This is a genomic window from Cupriavidus sp. DL-D2 (genome assembly GCF_039710735.1).
Taxonomy (GTDB): domain Bacteria; phylum Pseudomonadota; class Gammaproteobacteria; order Burkholderiales; family Burkholderiaceae; genus Cupriavidus.
In genome coordinates, this window is sequence record NZ_JBDKXK010000010.1 from 22,563 (window position 1) to 41,508 (window position 18,946).

General features: G+C 63.2%; 16 protein-coding genes and 1 pseudogene. 8 read left to right on the top strand and 9 right to left on the bottom strand.

Going from position 1 to position 18,946, the window contains the following annotated elements; all coding sequences use genetic code 11:
* Nucleotides 1-259: 259 nt before the first annotated feature.
* Nucleotides 260-1,033: a transporter gene (locus ABDB81_RS07530; protein WP_202126901.1), complete on the top strand. Its 774-nt coding sequence runs from the start codon at nt 260-262 to the stop codon at nt 1,031-1,033.
* 276 nt (nt 1,034-1,309) lie between these two features.
* On the opposite strand, the gene ABDB81_RS07535 is transcribed toward ABDB81_RS07530, so the two are convergent.
* The 9 genes and pseudogenes from ABDB81_RS07535 to ABDB81_RS07575 form a co-directional block, all read right to left on the bottom strand.
* Complete coding sequence (locus tag ABDB81_RS07535) at nt 1,310-2,524, bottom strand: MFS transporter (protein ID WP_160473726.1); 1,215 nt, start codon at nt 2,522-2,524, stop codon at nt 1,310-1,312.
* An 11-nt stretch (nt 2,525-2,535) separates the two neighbouring features.
* Nucleotides 2,536-3,249: pseudogene (chrA, locus tag ABDB81_RS07540) on the bottom strand (chromate efflux transporter); the annotation flags it as partial.
* Between the two features lie 62 nt (nt 3,250-3,311).
* Nucleotides 3,312-3,749, bottom strand: coding sequence for a Chromate resistance protein ChrB (locus tag ABDB81_RS07545; RefSeq protein ID WP_346810543.1), 438 nt, complete (start codon nt 3,747-3,749; stop codon nt 3,312-3,314).
* A gap of 140 nt (nt 3,750-3,889) precedes the next feature.
* Nucleotides 3,890-4,240, bottom strand: a complete 351-nt coding sequence (locus ABDB81_RS07550; protein ID WP_346810544.1) for a hypothetical protein — start codon at nt 4,238-4,240, stop codon at nt 3,890-3,892.
* A gap of 98 nt (nt 4,241-4,338) precedes the next feature.
* Nucleotides 4,339-7,443: an efflux RND transporter permease subunit gene (locus ABDB81_RS07555; RefSeq protein ID WP_346810545.1), complete on the bottom strand. Its 3,105-nt coding sequence runs from the start codon at nt 7,441-7,443 to the stop codon at nt 4,339-4,341.
* 9 nt (nt 7,444-7,452) lie between these two features.
* Nucleotides 7,453-8,565: an HlyD family efflux transporter periplasmic adaptor subunit gene (locus ABDB81_RS07560; protein ID WP_346810546.1), complete on the bottom strand. Its 1,113-nt coding sequence runs from the start codon at nt 8,563-8,565 to the stop codon at nt 7,453-7,455.
* Between the two features lie 13 nt (nt 8,566-8,578).
* Complete coding sequence (locus tag ABDB81_RS07565) at nt 8,579-9,139, bottom strand: hypothetical protein (protein ID WP_346810547.1); 561 nt, start codon at nt 9,137-9,139, stop codon at nt 8,579-8,581.
* A complete protein-coding gene (locus ABDB81_RS07570; protein WP_346810548.1) occupies nt 9,136-10,341 on the bottom strand; it encodes a TolC family protein in 1,206 nt (401 codons plus the stop codon). The genes ABDB81_RS07565 and ABDB81_RS07570 overlap by 4 nt, the downstream gene beginning before the upstream one ends.
* Before the next feature lie 93 nt (nt 10,342-10,434).
* Entirely contained in the window at nt 10,435-10,806 is a 372-nt protein-coding gene (locus ABDB81_RS07575) for a hypothetical protein (protein ID WP_346810549.1), read from the bottom strand.
* Between ABDB81_RS07575 and ABDB81_RS07580 the strand changes: the two genes are divergently transcribed.
* The 7 genes from ABDB81_RS07580 to ABDB81_RS07610 all read left to right on the top strand — a co-directional run bounded on the left by ABDB81_RS07580 (nt 10,793) and on the right by ABDB81_RS07610 (nt 18,925).
* The gene (locus tag ABDB81_RS07580) at nt 10,793-11,782 is read left to right on the top strand and encodes an isoprenylcysteine carboxylmethyltransferase family protein (RefSeq protein ID WP_346810550.1); all 990 of its coding nucleotides are present in this window, start codon (nt 10,793-10,795) and stop codon (nt 11,780-11,782) included. The two genes, ABDB81_RS07575 and ABDB81_RS07580, sit on opposite strands and share 14 nt — an antisense overlap.
* A gap of 82 nt (nt 11,783-11,864) precedes the next feature.
* Nucleotides 11,865-12,152, top strand: a complete 288-nt coding sequence (locus ABDB81_RS07585; protein WP_346810551.1) for a CnrY/NccY family anti-sigma factor — start codon at nt 11,865-11,867, stop codon at nt 12,150-12,152.
* Nucleotides 12,149-12,595, top strand: coding sequence for a periplasmic heavy metal sensor (locus ABDB81_RS07590; protein ID WP_137925226.1), 447 nt, complete (start codon nt 12,149-12,151; stop codon nt 12,593-12,595). Before ABDB81_RS07585 ends, ABDB81_RS07590 begins: the two co-directional genes overlap by 4 nt.
* Nucleotides 12,592-13,170, top strand: a complete 579-nt coding sequence (locus ABDB81_RS07595) for a sigma-70 family RNA polymerase sigma factor (RefSeq protein ID WP_346810552.1) — start codon at nt 12,592-12,594, stop codon at nt 13,168-13,170. Before ABDB81_RS07590 ends, ABDB81_RS07595 begins: the two co-directional genes overlap by 4 nt.
* A 78-nt stretch (nt 13,171-13,248) precedes the next feature.
* Entirely contained in the window at nt 13,249-14,511 is a 1,263-nt protein-coding gene (locus tag ABDB81_RS07600) for a TolC family protein (protein ID WP_137925228.1), read from the top strand.
* Nucleotides 14,508-15,695, top strand: a complete 1,188-nt coding sequence (nccB, locus tag ABDB81_RS07605) for a nickel/cobalt/cadmium efflux RND transporter periplasmic adaptor subunit NccB (protein ID WP_346810553.1) — start codon at nt 14,508-14,510, stop codon at nt 15,693-15,695. Before ABDB81_RS07600 ends, nccB begins: the two co-directional genes overlap by 4 nt.
* Nucleotides 15,692-18,925, top strand: coding sequence for a CusA/CzcA family heavy metal efflux RND transporter (locus ABDB81_RS07610; protein ID WP_346810554.1), 3,234 nt, complete (start codon nt 15,692-15,694; stop codon nt 18,923-18,925). Before nccB ends, ABDB81_RS07610 begins: the two co-directional genes overlap by 4 nt.
* Nucleotides 18,926-18,946 lie beyond the last annotated feature (21 nt).

Genomic DNA, 18,946 nt, shown 5'->3' on the forward strand with positions numbered 1-18,946 from the left:
GTGCTCCGTTAGTCAGCAGGGCAATATCGGCTCATGCCCAATCTGACCTAGTATGCCGAGCCAGTGCCCGGAAAAGCTGCCCCCTTCGCATTTCTCGCAAAGTTTCAAAACAGTTCAGAAATCTTTCATTTCGCGGATGGCCTCGCCATAGGCACCATGGCCACCATTCGGTGAAATCCGGTCAGTCAGATTCCCGGTATTCAAGGAGCTACCCATGTGTCGTCGAGGGAGAGCAGTCAGATCCATGTTAAGGATCGCCATGCCGCTGTTCGGCGCAACCGTAGCGTCAGCCCACGCGGAAGATTCGGCCGATCTGGCAAAAAAGTTGAGCAATCCCGTCGCAGCATTGATCAGCGTCCCGTTTCAGTTCAACTACGATCGCGGAATCGGGCCGGCCCATGATGGGGATCGACTGACGATGAACTTTCAGCCAGTCGTTCCCATTTCGCTCAATCAGGACTGGAACCTGATATCGCGAACGATCTTGCCCTTTACCTATCAGTCATCGGTCACGCCTGGCTCGGGATCGCAGACCGGACTGGGAGATACGGTGCAGAGCCTGTTTTTCTCACCGAAAGCGCCCACGGCGGGCGGCTTGATCTGGGGAGTGGGGCCGGCAATGCTATTGCCCACGGGTACCGAAAACCAGCTCAGCAGTCGCAAGTGGGGTCTGGGCCCAACCGCAGTGGGCCTCGTTCAACATGGCCCGTGGACCTACGGGATGCTCGGGAACCATATCTGGTCAGTTGCGGGCGACAACGGCAGGCCAGCGGTAAGCAGTACCTTCCTACAGCCATTCCTTGCTTATACGACGCCCACCGCGTGGACGTACACGATCAATACCGAGTCCACCTATGACTGGAAACAGTCGCAATGGAGCGTGCCGGTTCATGCGGGTGTCAGCAAGCTTGTAAAGATCAGGGATCAGCCGGTCAGTTTCGGATTGTTCGCGACATACTGGGCGGATTCGCCTGTCAGTGGGGCACATGGATGGGGCGGTCGCGCCGTGGTGACATTGTTGTTTCCGAAATAACGCCTGGCGCTTTGATTCGGGTATGAAATGCTCCGATCCTGCGGCGTTTGAAGATCGGAAAGAAGACTGGCTGGTAACCGCAGGATGTCGTAGGTACAGTCGCCCACCTCGCATAGAGGAGGGTACCTGCAACGGGATAAACCAGACCGGCAGTAGCCGACCCGTCGCAGTCCCCTCAGCATTGCAGTGCCACCGGCAGCTTTTGGCCGGTGAACGGTCATGTAGAGTCGCCGCCCCGGCTACCGGAGGTTTGCGATGGGTTGCATCTTAGTTTCGTCAGTTCAACGTTTTGGTCTGCCTGAACGCCGCCAGGATGGCCAGGTCATAGCCGATCTTCAGCAAGCCGCAGGCCAGCAGAGGGGCTCCGGTCCAGCCTATTGCCATGAGGCCACCGGCAAGCATCGGGCCGATCGCTGCGGCCAGGCTGCGCGGTACTGCGGTGAGACTTGCTGCCGCACTGCGCTCGGCGGGGGTGACGACTGCCATCACGAACGCCGTACGCGTTGGCACATCCATCTGGGACAGTGCGCTGCGCGCCAGCAGCAACAGTAGCGTCAGGGACAACGACGGTGCGAACGCCGCCGCAATCAGGAACATGCTGGATGGAATATGCGTGAACACCATGGTGTTCAATAGTCCGATCTTCCGGGCGAGCGGGACGGCGGCGAGTTGGGACGCGGTTGTCAGCAGTCCCGCCCAGAAGAAGAATTGTCCTGCTGCACCGGAAGTCATGCCGAAACGCTGCATTAGCCAAAGCGAGAGCAAGGCATTGACGACCAGGCCGCCTGCGAATGCATCCACGCTAAACAGCATTGCCAGCCGCACGACTATGCAGCGCGATGGACCTAACGGTGCTGGTGGCGACATTGATTGCGGATGTGGATCGGGCAACCTCGCATAGAGTGCCCACAGTGCGATGCCCGACAGCGTGTAGACGGCGAACATCAGACGCATGGCGTCAAGAGACGATACGCCGGCATGCATGGACATCCAGCCCGGAATGGCTGCGGCCAACGCCCCGAACGCTGCGGACAGGGAACCCGCAAGACCGTAGCGTGCAAACAGTGCCGTGCGTGAATCGGGTGTCGCCGCCTCAGCCAGTCGTGATTGTTCCAACGGCAGGAACACGCTCACATCGCCCGAGCTAGGGTTCAGTGTGCCGACGAATGCGACGATCAACAGTGGCCATAGCGATGTCAAGCCCGCAAAGGCCGCACCCGTGGCCGCCATCAGGACGGCGGCCAACATCAGCAGGCGTCGCTGTGCAAAGCGATGGCCGACAAATCCGACGAGGATGGTGGCGAGTGCGGAGCCGATCAGCGTGGCACTGCTGATCGCTCCCACCGCGAACTCGTCGAAGCCGAGGGCCAGCAGGTATGCGGGCAGGAGCACGGCAATGAAGCCATCGCAGAAGCCACGCAACGAGCGTCCGGCAAGAAGCGGCAGGACGGTTGCGTCGACACCGGACGGCACGATGAGGCGGGAAAGCATGGTGTGCCGTATCAATGGTGCAGCAATGGATAGACCACCAGACCAATTAATGCAGCGCCAGCAACAATCATCGGCTCTGACAGCTTCTTGAACTTGAGCAGCAGTGCAACTGTGGCGAGCGCCAGCAACGCAGTCGGGATATCGACGATCGAACGCTTCGCCAGAACGATCACCGCCCCGGTGATGGCGCCGATCGCCGCTGCGGTCACGCCATCGACGAACGCCAGGATCGCAGGCAGCTTGCCGTATTTCTTGAAATACGGCGCAGGGAGAACGGTGAACAGGTAGCAAGGCAGAAACGTTGCGGCAGCCGCGACGCAGGCGCCGGGGAAGCCCGCCACGAGGTAGCCGATGAAGCCCACCGTGATGACAACTGGGCCGGGTGTGATCATCGCGACGGCTACGGCATCGACAAACTGCTTGTCGTTCAGCCAGTGATGCTCGGTCACCACGCCACCGTACAGGAATGGCACGATGGCAAGCCCGGAACCGAATACGAACGCACCAGCCTTGGCGAAGAACACGGCGATTTGCGACAGAAGCGGCCAGTCAACCGTACTCATCAAGCCGCCCGCCGCCAGCGGGGTAGCCGCTATCGCATTCAGTCTGCCTTGCCGCAGCCATCTTGGCGGGGCGCGAACGAACCACACCAGCACGCCGGCCGCGAGGAACAACCACGCGACCTCCGATTCCGTGATCACTGTCACGGCGACGAGCACGAGATAGTTCATTGTCTTGCGTAGAGAGTGTTGCGGAGAGTTGGAAGCCGTCGACGAACTGGCGTGTCCTAGCGTTTGCGCGCGCTGGAGAAATGCGTATAGAGCGAGTCGAGGACATAACCGACCTCCTCCAGCAATGCGTCGTCATCGGACAGTCGCTCGCGTGCGCCGGCCAATATCGCTTCAAAGCCACTGGCTTCCGCTACGGGCGTGCCATATTCGGCCGTGCGATCGAACAGCGCGCGATATTCGGCATCCTGCTCGGGGGCGGTGGCATGCACGGAAAGCGTCCAGACCTTGCCATCCTCCTGGATCGCGTCGGTAGAGAGGGCTCGCAGTGGCTCGTGCAATCCAGCGAGATCGGGTAGCAGATAGACCCCGTCGCGCAAGGCCGCCGCACCAAGCGCCTTGATGCCGCGCCAGAACCGCATGCGGGCGGTGGCGGCAGATGTGGGCAGGCTGACGATCAGCAGCACCCACGGGGAGGAGGACGGAACAGGAGTCATGCGCCCAGCTTAGTGGGTCGAAGTTCCTGCTTCAATGTTGTAGAGGTCTCTACAAAGAAGGGTTGTGTACGGCAGCTAAGTGTCGATTGCAGCGCAAATGATCGGCGACCCTCCTGTCAGGGTCGCCGATCCTCATCGTCTTACTTCACCGAAAAACGTACCGTCACCGTCTGACCATCGGCAAACGTCACCGTTGCAACCGCCTTGGCCCCCGACGGCAGCGCGATGGCGTCCTTGGCAACCAACGCGTTGTCGTTGCCCGGTGCCAGCGTGGTTTCCTTCTTGTCCGTGCCGGCCAGTACGGTCAGCTTGCCTTTGGCGCCAGTGACGGATTTCTTTTCGTCGTGATCGTCGACGTACAGGCTGATCTTGCCGTCCTTTTTCACCAGTTCGAACTGCATGTCGCTAGCGGTCTGCACCACGCCGCCGTACTGCGCCGGCTTTGCGCCGTGGGCATGGGAGACCGGCGGTGCCCAGGGCGGCGGCAGCAATGGCGATGGCGATCAACTTCTTCATGGGATAACTCCAGAAAACGGGCGACTTCCAGGGCGTCGCCACAAAGCCCTTGGATCCAGTGCGATCCGTGCAATCAATACGCTTCGCGTCCGCCTTCCTTCACAATCCGTTCGATGGGTTCGCGTCCGAAGGACCAGACGATCACTGGTGTGAGCACGGCATCGAGCAGTGTGGAGCTGAGCAGTCCGCCAAAGATCACGACGGCCACGGGGTGCAGGATTTCCTTGCCGGGCGCATCCGCCGAAATCAGCAGCGGCACCAGCGCAAACGCCGCCACCAGCGCCGTCATCAGCACCGGCGTGAGCCGTTCGAGCGATCCGCGCACCAGCATGGGAATGCCGAATTGCTCGCCCTCGAAGCGACAAAGGTTGATGTAGTGGCTCACCTTGAGAATGCCGTTGCGCGTGGCGATGCCGGTGAGCGTGATGAAGCCCACCATCGACGCCACCGACAGCGTCAGTCCGCCGATCCACATCGCGGCCACGCTGCCGATCAGCGCGAACGGGATGTTCCCCATGATGGCGAGCGTCAACCGATGTGAACGGTAGCGCGAGAACAGGACGAGATAGATCATCGCCAGTGAACCCAGCGCCAGTAGCGCGATCAGGCGGCTAGCCTGTTCCTGCGCCTGGAACTGGCCTTCCACGCTGACGAAGTAGCCACCGGGCAGCCCCGATTGCGCGATGGCGTCGCGTACGCCGCCGATGATGCGCGACATGTCGGAGCCATCGGTATTCGCGTAGACCACGATGCGTCGCCGGCCGTTTTCTCGACCCACCTGATTCGGGCCGTCGGCTTCCTCCACCGTGGCAATGGCCGATAGCGGGATGGCGCCGCGCGGAGACTGGATCATGATGCGCGCCAGATCCTGCGGTGTGCGACCGGCATCGGGCAGGCGTACAACGAGATCGAACCGTTTCACGCCTTCGATGACTTGCGAGACGCGCGCGCCTTCGGCGAGCGTTTGCAGGCTCGCCAGTGCATCACCGGGCGCGATGCCGTATTGCGCTGCCTTGCGATAGTCGAGCCGGATATTGACCTGTGGAATCAGCACCTGCTTCTCTACCGAAATATCGACCAGCCCGGGAATGCCAGTGAGCCGTCCGCGCAGGTTCTCTGCGAGTCCACGCAGCGTGTCGAGATCGTCGCCATAGATCTTGAGCGCGATCTGCGCGCGCACGCCAGACAGCAGGTGATCGAGCCGGTGCGAGATTGGCTGACCGATGGCAACCGAGGCCGGCAGCGTGGATAGCTGCGCGCGAATGGCGGCCATCACGACTTCCCGGCTGCGGCCGGAGCGTTTTAGGTCCACATCGATTTCCGACGAGTGAACGCCTTCGGCATGCTCGTCGAGTTCCGCGCGGCCCGTGCGTCGGCCGACCTGAACCACCTCGGGCACCTGCCGGATCAGCGTTTCGGCCAGCGCACCCATGCGGTTGGCCTCGGCCAGCGAAGTGCCGGGATTGAACATCAGCGACATCACGAGCGAGCCTTCGTTGAAGGCTGGCAGAAATGCGCGCGGCAGGAAGGGCACGGTGGCCGCGGCGAGCAGCACCGTTGCCACGGCGGCGGACAGCACCATCCGCGCACGGGGGAAGGCCCAGCCCAGCACCCGCGTTTCCACGCCCTTGAGCCATCGCACCAGCGGACTGTCTGGATGATCGAGGCGCTTCATCGCCGGCAGCAGGTAGTACGACAGCACCGGCGTGACCGTCATCGATACCAGCATCGAGGCGAGGATCGACACGATATAGGCAATGCCCAGCGGCGCGAACAATCGACCTTCGATACCGGGCAGCGCGAACAGCGGTACGAACACCAGCACGACGATCAGCGTGGCGTAGACGATGCCCGAACGGACTTCGATCGATGCGCGCCAGATGACATCGAGTACGGACGGTGGGTTGTCCATGGTCCGCCGCAGCTTGAGCCGTCGCAGGATGTTCTCGACATCCACCACGGCATCGTCGACCAGTTCGCCGATGGCGATGGCCAGACCACCTAGCGTCATCACGTTGATCGACTGGCCCAGCAGCTTGAACGCGAGCGCCGTCACGGCCAGCGACAACGGAATGGCGATCAGAGAGATCGCCGTGGTGCGCGCGCTAAGCAGGAACGCAAACAACACGATGGCCACCATGATGGCGCCATCACGCAGCGCCTCCACTACGTTGCCGATCGATGCCTCGATGAAGTCGGCTTGTCGGAACAGGATTTGCGGAGCGGCCATACCCGCAGGCAGACCCTGCTTGAGTTCTCCAAGCGCTTGCTCAAGCTCTCGCGTCAGCTTGACGGTATCGGCTGCCGGTTGCTTCTGCACGCTGACGATGACGGCTGGCAGGCCATTGAAGCCCGCGTCGCCACGCTTGACCGCCGCGGCGTGCCGCACCGTCGCGATCTGCTCCAGCAGCACCGGTGCGTTGTCTCGATAGCTGATGGCCAATCCGCGCAGGTCTTCAAGCCGCGTCGTGCGCGCCAGGTTGCGGATCAGGTATTCGCGACCGTTCAGGTCGATAAAGCCACCGCTTGAATTGGCGGCGAAGTCGCGCAGCGCACGGCTCACATCGGCAAGCGTTATGCCAAATTGCGCCATACGTGCGGTGTCGGGTTCTACGCGCAACTGCCGGACCTCGCCGCCGATGGGAATGACTTGCGACACACCGGGCACGGACAGCAACCGTGGGCGCAGCACGAAGTCGGCGTACTCGCGCGCCACCATGGGGCTGACTTTCGCGGCATCGACAGGCAGCGCAACGAGCATGATCTCACCCATGATCGACGACACCGGGCCGAGGATCGGCGTGAGACCACCGGGCAATTGCTCCTTGACCAACGCCAGCCGTTCGGACACCAGTTGGCGGTTGCGATAGATATCGCTTCCCCAGTCGAACTCCGCATAGACGATGGACAGGCCCACGCCCGACACCGAGCGCACGCGGGTGACACCGGGCATGCCGTTGAGCGCGGTCTCGATCGGGAACGACACCAGCAGCTCCACTTCCTGCGGTGCCATGCCGCCGGCTTCGGTGATCACGGTGACCAGTGGTTTGTTGAGGTCAGGGAACACGTCGACCGGAGTGCGCCATGCGGTGAGCGCGCCGTACACCATCAGGATGATGGCGACGGCGAGCACCATCAGGCGATTGCCAAGGCTGGCGCGGACGATCCAGTTGAACATGGCGCGTCCTTATCGAATCTGATTGATCAGCGAGGCACCGCTCACAACGACGCGGTTCTCCGGCGACAGGCCGCGCGTGACCACGATGGTCCGTGCGTCGAGTATGCGAATTTCCACCGGCTGGGCGATAAAGCGTTGCGCGCCCGACTTGATCCAGACAGTCGGTTCATTGTTCTGGTTGCGCACTACGGCCTCGCTCGGCAGCGCGATACCCTTCACGGTGTCCGACAGATGCGCGATCACGGTGACGGGCTGGCCGACGGCAAACGTCGTCGAACCGTCGGTCAACCGGAATGTCAGCGGCACGGCGCCATTCCTGAGGCTGCGGCCTGCGCCGACGAATATCAGCTTGCCGCCGTCGACGAGTACGCCATTGCGGATACGGCCGACCAGCGAGGCATCCGCGCTCTGCGCCTCTATCATGAGCCGTTGCGGATCGACGATCTCGAACAGGATGTCCTGAGCGGTCACCACCTGTCCCGCGATCACATTTGCCGATGCAATGACACCCCCAACAGGCGCGCGCAGCGTATCGGTGGGATGGAGGCTCGTAGCCACGGCTTCGCGCTGGCCCGTCAGGCTTTGCACTTCCGCGCGCGCCGCATCGATATCCTTGCGCGGAATGCTGTCTTGCAGAGATTCCAGTCGTTCCAGCCGTTGCCGGGCCAGCTTGAGATTGGCCGTCAAGGTCGCGAGCTGCGCCTGCTGGTTGCCGATATCGAATGGTTCGTTCTTGTGCCGCAATACCGCCAGCGCTTGTCCCTTCGTGACGCGTTGCCCCAATACCGGAAAGCCATCGCGCGGGGATTCGAGCCAGCCCGGATGACCGGCCTGTACACGGCCGCCCGCATTGGGGTCCATCACGACAGAGGCGTTCAGCGGCACCGTCTGCGGATGCTCGCCAGCTTGCGGCATGACGGTGCGAATCCCCATGCGCCGTTGCGCGAGTTTGGGTATCTGCACGCTGCCATCCGGCAGGCGCGCGAGTCCGCTGGCTGTAGCTGTTGCACCCGGTGCATCGAGATGCTCGCCGCCGGGACCATGGGCACCGGGGGCGGCGTTGGCGAACAAGGCATGGCTCGCCAGGAGGGCGACGAGGGTCTGGGTCAGGAATGTCTTCATGATGGCTTTGCCCTTAACGAACGGTGCGGCGACGACGGAGGCGCCATGCCATCACCATCACGAACAGCACGACCAGAACAACCGCGCCGATTTTTACAACGGGGCTCGCGTACCAGTGGCCATGCGCGCCCCCGCCCTGCGCCACGTGCAACTTTCCTTCGATCAGGTCCGTGTCGTTACCGGTGAGCAGTGTGAACACCAGCGCGTGGTCTCCCGGCTGCCGCAGTGCAGCCAGCAGCTTTGGCTCGGTGAAGGAGAAGCTGCCGATGTCGGCATTCAACTTCCCTTGCGCCTTCAGCGCTCCGAGTTCGACTTCCAACGTACCGGTCGTGACCGGCTCGTTGGTGACATAGCGATCGACGAGGACGGAGAACTCGCTGTCCTGCAGCGTGCCAACGAGTTCAAAGCTCTCTGTGTTGGCTTCGATGACCGGGCGAGTGGTAGCACCGGATGCCGTAGCGCCCGGCGCATCGAGGTGTTCGCCATTGGGCCCGTGGGCGCCTGGTGCTGCGTGCGCGGCCGGTAAGGTCAGGGCCACGCAGAGCCAGAGGGATGACATCAGCAGTCGGATCATGGCAGCACTCCCAGTGCCTGGTTCATGTTGGCAATGGCGAAGCCGCGCCGCGCGCGGACGCGGGCCAGTTCGACTTCGGCATCCAGTGCCTGGTTTTGCGCGCGCAGGACTTCGGGCAGGCCGATCTCGCCGGCATTGAAGGTCTTGCGCAGAAGGGTGGCGCGTTCGGTCAGCGTGGCGCTGCGCTGCGTGACTAGCGCAAGCTGCTGCTCGGCCAGCGCCAGCGTCTGCTGCGCGGTATCGATTTCGGATTGCACGACGCGCTCGGCGCGGTCCCGCTCCGCACGTGCGGTCATCAGTTCGGTCTGCGCAGCAGTTTCGCGCGGCAGGTTGCGGGCGTCGGTGGCGAACGGAAAACGCACATAAACACCGACTGTCTGGTCGCTGGGCAGGCCGCCGCCAGCGGAGTCACGACGGTAGGTCACGCCAACTTCGGGCGCGTCACGTCGGGATTTTTGCAGGTAGCCGATCTGGCGTTCTCCGCGCTCGACGGCCCGCAGCGCGGCGTCGAGCCGGGGATGCGGTGCGCCGGCGATCACTGGCGCCGGCAGTTCGTCGTAGCGCAGCGGCAACGCCTGGACGCCCGAGGTCTGCATGAGCCGCGCGCGCATCTCGATGACGCGTGCTTCGCTTTCCGTCATCAAAGCACGGTTTGCCAGCAGATCCTGTTCCGCGAACAGCAGGTCGGTGCGGGCCAGGTCGCCTGCGGTGACACGTCGCTGAACATCGTCGCGCAATGACCTCGCGACGGCCGTGCGGCGGCGCAGCACCTCGTTCTCCGATTCTGCGGCGGCGAGTTGCCAGACCCGTTCGCGCACTTCGGCTGCGACGGCGAGCTGACCGAGCATCATCGAAGATTCCGCCTCGGCAGCCTGTGCGTCCGCCAGTGCGCCCCGCGCGCTACGCTGTCCGGGCATCCAGACGGGCACGCCGAGCGCGACTTCGCTCTCGCGGATGCCGCGGCGATCCGTCAACTGGTCGCCCCGATGGCGCAGGTCGATCGAGGGCGAGCCCGCGATCAGCGCGTTGGCCTGGACGCGGCTGGCGGCGGCTTCCTGCCGGCGGCCTGCCGTGGTCTGCATGGCAACGGAACGTTCCCAGGCGACCTCGAACAAGGCGTGCAGATCCGTTGCCGGTGTCTGCGCGCACACGTCGGCCAGCATCGCGAACGATGCGGCCAGCAATACGAAAAACTTCTGCATGACTTCCCCAAACGCTTATGGCTCGACAAGCGTCACGGCGGGGCACCGTGTCACGTCAGGACACGGCGAGCAGGAAAGGACAAGGCCCCGCCGTCAGGCGGGCGCGTGAGGTGGACGTAAGGGGGGACCGAAGGCGACGGCGGGCACGGCGCGGGCTGCAAAGGCCGGCTTTACGTGCGTCATGTCAAGCAGAAGCGGCGAGGCCATCGACGGCAAGGCGCCAAGGAGGTTCGACAGCAGGTCGAATTCGAGCTGGTGGCTGGCAGAGAGGAAATCGTCGTCCACGTCCGTGCCATCTTCGTCGTGGTGATGATGCGGGATGTTCTCGGCGTGTGCGGCGAGATGCTCGATCGTATCCCCTGCATCGGAAGCCTCGGACGATGCATGCGCGAAATGTCGCTCCGCCGCAGCCAGCGCGTGCAGCGGGAGAATCAGCATCATGAGAATGGCAATGATTCGCGACATGGCGCGGCATTCTACAGGACTGCAGGTATGGGTGGCGGAAGTCCCCGGCCCACGCAATGGAATGAAGCCGCGTCGAGAGCACGAAGGCGCAGAGGCGAACCTCCTTATGGGAAGGGCGCTTTCGTCACTCGGCGACCTGCTCGCCATCGGGGGGAAAGCGCGTTCCCTGAGCTGGAGCCCGAAGATTGACGGGCAATTACATCTTGGCAATAAAGCCGGATCGTCGATGGCGCTGCATAGAATGCCGCGAACAGTTGGGCCTTCCATTGCGCCGGCTCTGCTGTGGTCCGCTGCATGTCTCCCGATCTTCCTTAGCCCACGTCCTCGTATATCCATGTCGCCAATCCAATACCAGGCTTCCGTCTTTTCTTCGTCTATCGACAGCTTTCTGACCCGACATCGTATTGGGGTCTGGCGTGGTGTGGGTGCCGTGGTGCTGATTGCACTGCTGGTAGGTGACTCTCGATGGGACGATTCGCGGTTCTCGTCGCTGCTGGCCATCGTCGGCGTGTTGGGCGTTGTCGCAGCAACCATCGGGCGCCTGTGGTGCGCGCTCTATATATCGGGCAGGAAGAGCGAGGAACTGGTGGTGGAGGGGCCGTATTCGATGTGCCGCCATCCGCTCTATGTCTGCAATTTCCTGGGCATCGCCGGATTGGGCGCCATGACAGGCTCGATGATCATCGTGGGATTTCTCGTAATTGCCTTTGCGCTCGTCTATCCCGCCGTGATCCGGTCAGAAGACCGGTTGCTGGCAAGGAACTTCCCGTCCTTCACGGAATATTTTGCGCGAACCCCTGCGTTCTTCCCGAACCGTTCGCTCTATCGATCCGAGCGTAGCTGGACGGTGCATCTCGGGTCCTTCCATCGAAACGTGGCCGATTCCATCTGGTTTCCGCTGGCGGCGCTGCTGTTTGAATCGCTGGACCAACTCCATGCCGAAGGCATCTTGCCGACCTGGATCCTGCTTGGCTGACCGGACGCCGAAATGCGAGGGGAGGTGGGGATCAGCGCCGTATATAGAATGTCCACCGCACCTAGAGATCGGAGATCTGGCCATGGCTGATATCGACAGTTGGCTTGAGAATGCAAAGAAAGTGACGCACGAGGCATCGAGTGATCTCGATATTTCCGGCGTCCAGCGGCAGATTCGCCGCGAGCCTGCGCAGATGGTTCTGGCCGCGCGCCATGACATCTGGCGCGCGGTCGTCTGCGCCGCACTGGCGTCGCTGGTGGCGTTTACCGCGATTGATCGTATTGCTGGCGGCCTGCTGGAAAAGCCCCAGCCCACATGGGTGGCCGCCCCGTCTGCGGCGTCGCCATTCAGCCTGCTGATCGGGAAATGATGAAGTCGCGCACGCTCCGTTTATCGCTCTCCACGCTCGTTGGCGCGCTGGTGGGTGTCCTGGTTGCCATCGGCGGCATCTATTTCACGCATACGAACGAGGATTCGCATACGAGCCTGCACGAGGTGCTGCACGATGCGGTGCCGCTGGATGCCAACGAACGCGGCATCCTGGAGTTGAAGGAGCAGGCGTTTGCCGAGCGCCGGCGGGAAATCGAAACGCGGCTCCGGGCGGCCAACGGCAAGCTGGCCGATGCCATTGCGAAGAATCCGCAATGGACCCCCGAGGTCGAAGCGGCCACGCAGGAAGTGGAGCGGGCTGCGGGGGATCTTCAGCGCGCCACGCTCGTTCACGTGTTTGAAATGCGTGCGGGGCTGAAGCCCGAACATCGCGCGGCCTATGATCGTGTGCTGGTGGATGCCTTGCGTCGCGGGTCGCAGTGACCGGACTATCGACAGACAATTTCCTTGCCGAACGCGCTGCGGACGGCGATCAGCACGCCTTTGGCCAACTGGTGCAACGGCACGCGCGCGCGCTCGCTCAAGCTGCACGCTCGTTCGGCATTCCAGAGACCGACATCGACGATGTCGTGCAGGACACGTTTATTGCTGCCTGGCACGCGCTGGACGAATTCGATCAAGAGAAGGCTTTCCGTCCGTGGCTGTTCCGCATCGGTCTGAACAAGATGCGCGACCTCTATCGATTTCGGCGTGTCAGGCATTTTTTCTTTGGTGCGGCGGACGTCAATGACGCGGCAGTCGCCGACGTCGCCCCCACCGATGCGCCCGGTCCCGAGCGCGAGATTGGCGCGCGGCGCGAACTCGCACATATCAACAAGACTCTCGACAAGCTGGACCGCGCATCGCGCGAAGTCATCATCCTCACCTCGTTCGTAGAGATGTCACATGCCGAGGCGGCTGCCGCGCTCAATATCTCGCCCAAGGCAGTGGAAAGCCGGGTGGCACGGGCGCGGGCAAGGCTGACGGCGCTACTGGAAGCCGAAGGAAAAAAGATTTAGTCGCATTGCGAGGGGGCCTTGCATCGGGCGCCGTATTGAAAAGTGGAGCAGCCAATTTCGGCTTCATCTTTTCTCGCAATGAATCAGGTGACCTTCTCATTACCCACGATCGCGCGACAGGCGGGTGCCGCTGCCGCGCTGATGTTGATGGCGGCAGCAACAGTCCATGCAGCGGAAGCCCCGCCTTATGCCGATCTTCTGCGGCAGTCTCTGGCATTCGCACCGACCATGGCTGCACAAGCGGCCACGGTACGCGCTGCAGGTGCTGACGCTGCGCAGGCCCGCGCATGGCTCAATCCGCGTATCGACACGGTGATCGAGAATCTCGGCGCGCCTGCTGCGGATGGCTCGAGCCAACGTCAAAACACCTACACACTGAGCCAGCCGCTGGAAATCGGCGGAAAACGCGGCGCACGCATTGCAGTGGGCGAGCGGAATTTCGCTGCCGCGCAGGCGCGAGAGCGGCAAATCCAGGTCGCCTACTCGGCGGAACTGGCTGTCGCGTATGCATCGGCGGAAGCCATGCTCGCGCGCAAGACGCTGGCCTCCGAAAACCTCGGACGCGCCAACGATGAACTGAAGGCGGCGCGCGCGCTGGTGGAATCGGGCAAGGAAGCCTCGTTGCGCACCGCGCAGGCGCAGGCCAGTGTCTCGGCTGCGCAGGCTGCGGAAGCCGCCGCGCAAAACGATGCGACACAAGCGCTCGCGCGATTGTCCGCCATAACGGGCGCTACCGAACCCTATACCAGCCTTACCAGTTCGCTGCTGTCCGTGAAGCCGTCGCTGCCCAATCAAAGCTTGCCAGCGGCCGATTCCCCCAGCGTGCTGGCAGCCGAAGCCGAACGCAATGCGTTGGACGCTCAGGTCGATGTCGAACGCAAACGCTGGATTCCCGATATCGCGCTGAGCGCGGGTGTGCGCCGCTATGGCTGGACCAATGCCAGCGGGTATGTCGTTGGCGTGACCGCATCGATTCCGTTGTTCGATCAGAACCGCTATGGCGTGAACGCAGCCGTCGAGCGTGTATCGGCGGCACAGGCCCGACTCGACAACGCGAGACTTGAGGCCGTGGCGGCACGCCGCTCGGCGATCTCGCAGGCCATGGCCACTGACCAGCAGCTTGCCGCTGCAGCCGTAGGCGAGCAGGCTGCCTCGGAAGCCTATCGGCTCGGGCGCATTGGATACGACTCCGGCAAGACCCCGCTCGTGGAACTGCTTGCCGTACGGCGCGCACTGGTGGAAGCGCGGCAATTGACGATTGATGCCCGACTGGCCCGCGTGCGCGCGCTGGCGGCGATGGCGCAGGCGGACGGCCGTCTGGCATTTGAGGAAGCACGATGATGACGAAGAACGAGCGCCGGCAACCGAGCTGGCCCATGATCGCCGGAGTTGCCGCCGCAGCGGCACTGGTTGGCTTTGGCGTGGCGCGCGGCCTGGGTTCGGGTGCCGAGTCCGGCAAGGCGGCTGCTGCACCGGAGAAGGCCGCCGCTTCGGCTCCGGCCGCCGAACCTGCCGAAGTGAAGATCCCCGGCGAGTATCTCGCTGCGGCCAATATCGCGGTGGAGCCGGTATCGGCTGGCGGTGTCGGATCGGAAGTGTTGGCACCGGCCACGGTATCGGCGATGCCGGGCAGCGAGGCCGTCATCGTCTCGCGTGCAGCGGGTGCCATACTGCGCATCCAGCGCAAGCTTGGCGATGCCGTGCGAGCCGGCGACGTGCTCGCACTCGTGGATAGCCCCGAGGCCGCCGCCATGGCCGCCGAACGCAAAGTCGCGCAGGCCCGCGCGGATCTCGCTCGCAAGACGTACGAACGTGAATCGAGCCTGTTCCAGCAAGGCGTGACGCCTCGCCAGGAAATGGAGGCGGCGCGCATGGCGCTGGATGTGGCGCAGGCCGAGGTGCAACGGGCAGCAACGGTGGCGCAGGCCGCCAAGGTTTCGAGCGATGGTCGCTCGGTGGCCGTCGTCAGTCCCATCGCCGGCAAGATCACTGCGCAGGCGGTCACCCTCGGCGCTTATGTTGCACCTCAGGCTGAGTTATTCCGCGTGGCCGGATCGGGTGCCGTGCAAGTCGAAGCGTATGTGACTGCCGCCGACACCAGCCGCATTGCCGCCGGCAGCGACGCAACCATCGTGCTGGCCAACGGTGCGCCGCTGGCTGGCCGCGTGCAGGCCGTCACGCCGACGGTCTCCGGCAGTGCTCGCGCCGCCACGGTAGTGGTGACGCCGGTGGATGCGAACAACGGCCTGATCGTGGGCGAAGGGGTGCAGGTGCGTCTGCATACCAAGGCTGCCGATATGAATGCGATGTCGGTGCCCGAAGACGCCGTGCAGAATCTCGATGGCCGCGATGTGGTCTTTGTGCGCACGCAGCAGGGCTTCCGTCCGAAGTCCGTACTGGTGGGAACACGTAGCGGCGGTGTGGCGCAGATCCTGTCGGGCGTGCGCGCCGGTGAGCAGGTAGCTACGCGCAATGCGTTCCTGATCAAGGCAGAAATGAACAAGGCCGGCGGGGACGACGAATGATCGAAAGCATCCTGAGCGGCGCCGTCCGCTTCCGGTGGCTCGTGCTGTTCCTGACCGCCGTTGTCGGCGTGTTCGGTGCATGGCAGCTCAACCTGCTGCCCATCGACGTGACGCCGGACATCACGAACAAACAGGTGCAGATCAATACCGTGGTGCCCACGCTGAGTCCCGTCGAAGTGGAAAAACGCGTGACGTACCCCATCGAGACTGCCATTGCCGGCCTGAACGGCGTGGAGAACACGCGCTCGCTCTCCCGCAATGGCTTCAGCCAGGTGACGGTGATCTTCAAGGAAAGCGCCAACCTCTACTTCATGCGCCAGCAGGTCACTGAGCGGCTGGCACAGGCGCGACCCAATCTGCCGGACGGTGTGGAGCCGCAGATGGGTCCGGTGTCTACGGGGCTGGGCGAAGTCTTTCACTACAGCGTCGAGTACCAGTTCCCTGATGGCAAGGGTGCCACCGTGAAGGATGGCGAACCCGGGTGGCAAAGCGATGGCAGTTTCCTTACTGACCGTGGCGAACGTCTGTCGGATCGCGTGTCGAAGCTGGCCTACCTGCGCACGGTGCAGGACTGGATCATCCGGCCGCAACTGCGCACCACGCCGGGCGTGGCGGACGTCGATTCGCTCGGAGGCTACGTCAAGCAGTTCGTAGTGGAGCCCGATACGGCAAAGATGGCGGCTTACGGGATCTCGTACTCGGAGCTGGGCCAGGCGCTGGAGGATGCCAACCTGTCCGTCGGCGCCAACTTCATCCGCCGCTCCGGCGAGTCGTATCTGGTGCGCGCCGATGCCCGTATCAAGACGGCGGACGAGATCGCACGCGCCGTGGTGGCGCAGCGGCAAGGCGTGCCGATCACGGTGGGTCAGGTGGCCAACGTCAATATCGGCGGCGAACTGCGCTCGGGTGCGGCAAGCCGCAACGGCGTGGAGACCGTGGTCGGCAGCGCGCTGATGCTGGTGGGCGCCAATAGCCGCACAGTGGCGCAGGCCGTGGGCGACAAACTCGACCAGATCACCAAGACCTTGCCTCCCGGCGTGGTGATCGTGCCCACATTGAACCGTTCGCAACTGGTGGTCGCGACGATCGAGACGGTAGCCAAGAACCTGGCCGAGGGTGCGCTGCTGGTCGTGGTGATCCTGTTCGCGCTGTTGGGTAACTGGCGCGCGGCGCTGATTGCCGCGATGGTGATCCCGTTGTCGCTGCTGATCAGTGCCATCGGCATGAACGGCCTGAACATCTCGGGCAACCTGATGAGCCTGGGCGCACTGGATTTTGGCTTGATCATCGACGGCGCCGTCATCATCGTCGAGAACGCATTGCGCCGCCTGGCCGAGCGCCAGAAGCACGAGGGTCGCCTGTTGACATTGGAAGAGCGCCTTGAAGAAGTCATCGCATCGTCGCGCGAAATGGTGAAGCCGACGATCTACGGCCAGCTCGTCATCTTCCTGGTCTTCCTGCCGTGCCTGACCTTCCAGGGCGTGGAAGGCAAGATGTTCTCGCCGATGGTCATCACGCTGATGCTGGCGCTGGCCTCTGCCTTCGTGCTATCGCTGACGTTTGTGCCCGCGATGATTGCCGTGCTGCTGCGCAAGGAAGTGTCGGAGACCGAAGTCAAGGTGATTGCGGTGACCAAACAACGTTACCGACCGTGGCTGGAACGTGCTGTCGCGCGCCCCGCACCGTTCATCGGCGCAGGCGTTGCGGTGCTGGCGCTGGCCGCGCTGTCGTTCACGTTCGTTGGCCGCGAGTTCATGCCTACGCTCGACGAGCAGAACCTGAACCTGTCGTCGGTGCGGATTCCGTCCACGTCGATTGACCAGTCTGTGGCGATCGACCTGCCGCTGGAGCGCGCGGTCATGACGCTGCCCGAGGTGCAGACCGTGTATTCGAAGGCCGGTACGGCAAGCCTTGCTGCGGACCCGATGCCGCCGAATGCATCCGACAACTACATCATCCTGAAGCCCAAGAGCGAATGGCCGGAAGGGATCACGACCAAGGAGCAGGTGATCGAGCGCATTCGCGAAAAGACCGCGCCGATGGTGGGCAACAACTACGACGTGACGCAGCCCATCGAGATGCGCTTCAACGAGCTGATCGGTGGCGTGCGCAGCGATGTAGCCGTCAAGCTCTATGGCGAGAACCTTGATGAACTGGCCGCCACGGCGCAAAAGATTGCGGCGGTGCTGCGCAAGACGCCGGGTGCAACGGACGTGCGCGTGCCGTTGACGGGTGGCTTTCCCACCTTCGATCTGGTGTTCGATCGTGCGGCGATTGCGCGCTACGGCCTGACCGTCAAGGAAGTGGCCGACACGATTTCCGCTGCGATGGCGGGCAGGGCTGCAGGCCAGGTGTTCGATGGTGATCGTCGCTTCGACATCGTTGTCCGCCTGCCCGGCGCACAACGCGAGAACCTCGATGTGCTCGGCGCATTGCCCGTCATGCTGCCAGCGGTGGATGGGCAATCGCGCGCCTCCGTTCCCTTGCGCCAACTGGTGCAGTTCCGCTTCACGCAGGGCCTGAACGAAGTGAGCCGGGATAACGGCAAGCGCCGCGTCTATATCGAGGCTAACGTTGGCGATGGTCGAGACCTGGGTAGCTTTGTCGACGATGCGGCGGACCGTATCGCCAGGGAAGTGAAGCTGCCGCCGGGAATGTGGATCGAGTGGGGTGGCCAGTTCCAGAACCTGCAGGCCGCCACCAAGCGGCTAGCAATCATTGTTCCTGCATGTTTCGTGCTGATTGCTGCCGCGTTGTATCTCGCCATCGGCAGTGCAGTGTTGACTGCTACGGTGCTGACAGCTGTACCGCTGGCGCTGGCCGGAGGCGTGTTCGCACTGTTGCTGCGCGGCATCCCGTTCTCGATCTCGGCGGCAGTTGGTTTCATTGCGGTGTCAGGCGTGGCGGTGCTGAACGGACTGGTGCTGATCTCCGCCATTCGCAAGCGGATGGAGGACGGCATGGCGCCGAACACTGCCGTGATCGAAGGCGCGATGGAGCGTGTGCGACCTGTGCTGATGACCGCGCTGGTGGCGTCGCTCGGCTTTGTGCCGATGGCGATTGCCACGGGAACGGGCGCGGAGGTACAGAAGCCGCTGGCCACGGTGGTGATCGGCGGGCTGGTCACCGCTACCGTGCTCACGCTGTTCGTGCTGCCGGCGATCTGCGGCATGATGCTGCGGCGCCGTGCATCGCAGTCGGCGAACATTGAACCCGTGCTGGAGTCGTGATCATGTCTGATTGGGAGTGTG